The sequence below is a fragment of the Prevotella sp. S7-1-8 genome (assembly GCF_000758925.1).
Lineage (GTDB): Bacteria > Bacteroidota > Bacteroidia > Bacteroidales > Bacteroidaceae > Prevotella.
This window is the reverse complement of sequence record NZ_JRNC01000081.1, coordinates 1-1,073: the sequence shown is the minus strand read 5'-3', so window position 1 is coordinate 1,073 and position 1,073 is coordinate 1. Positions and strand designations below refer to the sequence as shown.

1 protein-coding gene and 1 pseudogene are annotated in these 1,073 nt (G+C 44.1%); both read left to right on the top strand.

Annotated elements, in window-relative coordinates; genetic code table 11:
* Window positions 1-36: 36 nt before the first annotated feature.
* Window positions 37-432, top strand: a pseudogene (locus HMPREF1640_RS11120) (toprim domain-containing protein); the annotation flags it as partial.
* 4 nt (window positions 433-436) lie between these two features.
* The gene (locus HMPREF1640_RS11115) at window positions 437-895 is read left to right on the top strand and encodes a DUF3408 domain-containing protein (RefSeq protein WP_006282083.1); all 459 of its coding nucleotides are present in this window, start codon (window positions 437-439) and stop codon (window positions 893-895) included.
* Window positions 896-1,073 lie beyond the last annotated feature (178 nt).

The window sequence follows — 1,073 nt, the reverse complement described above, 5'->3', positions numbered from 1 at the left end:
TAATAATTTACGGACAAACAGACAGAACACGCAATAGACAAGCCACTGCCTGTATGTGTGTTTGAAGGATTTATGGATTTCCTTTCTTTTCTTTCAATGAAAGAGGAGATAGCCAGCCACTGCCTTGTGATGAACTCCGTAAGCAATGTGGCAAGGACTGTTCGCTATCTGAACGACCGACACCTGCCCCATATCCGTGCCTTCCTTGATAATGATGAAGCAGGACGGAGGGCAACCAATGATTTCGTCAAGGCAGGTTTCAAGGTGGAGGATATGTCCATACATTACAAAGGCTTCAAAGACCTCAACGAGTTTCATGTCTGCCGTATGCGTAAACAGGAGCAGCAGAAAGTGCAGGAACGGACACGGATGACGGTTACGGAGCAAAAGGAAAGTAAGAAATCAAAACAAGTCAAACATAAAATGAGATAATAATGTGGACAAGAAAAAAGTCAGTAACGAGGGAATGGAGAATACCATCCACTCCACCAAGCAATATTTAGGACTCAACCAAATTGAAGGTCTGTCCGAACATCTTATAGCCGAACATCGGGCAAGGAAAGCAAGACTTATTCAAGAGTCTAACGAACAGTATCCAGAGAACACTACGCACTCTGAACCTGCGCAGCATACAGAGAACGCAACCGTTCAAAGACGCATCAGTGCCAAGATGAGAAAGAAAACACTCGAAGCCTACAAGCAAGCCTATCTTGTGCCGACTAAGTTAAACAATCGCAAGGCAGTCTATCTGAGCAGGGAAACACAGGAACGTGCCGACTTCATTGTGCGTAGATTAGGCGACAGGGGCAGCAACCTTTCAAGCTTTGTTGAGAACATTGTGCGTCAGCATCTGGAGGAATATGGTGAAGACATAGAGAAATGGAGGAAGCTGTAAACAACAGAAAAACGGTCGAGGGCAATCAAGTCAAAGGCTATCCCTTTCACTCAAAATCCTTGACCGTTTTAGGATTGTACCAACAACAGATTTTTATTGAATACATTGAATGATGAGAACACCACGAACACAGTTAAACACGGAATGCACAGCATTCACTTTCAAGCAGCAAAACGTC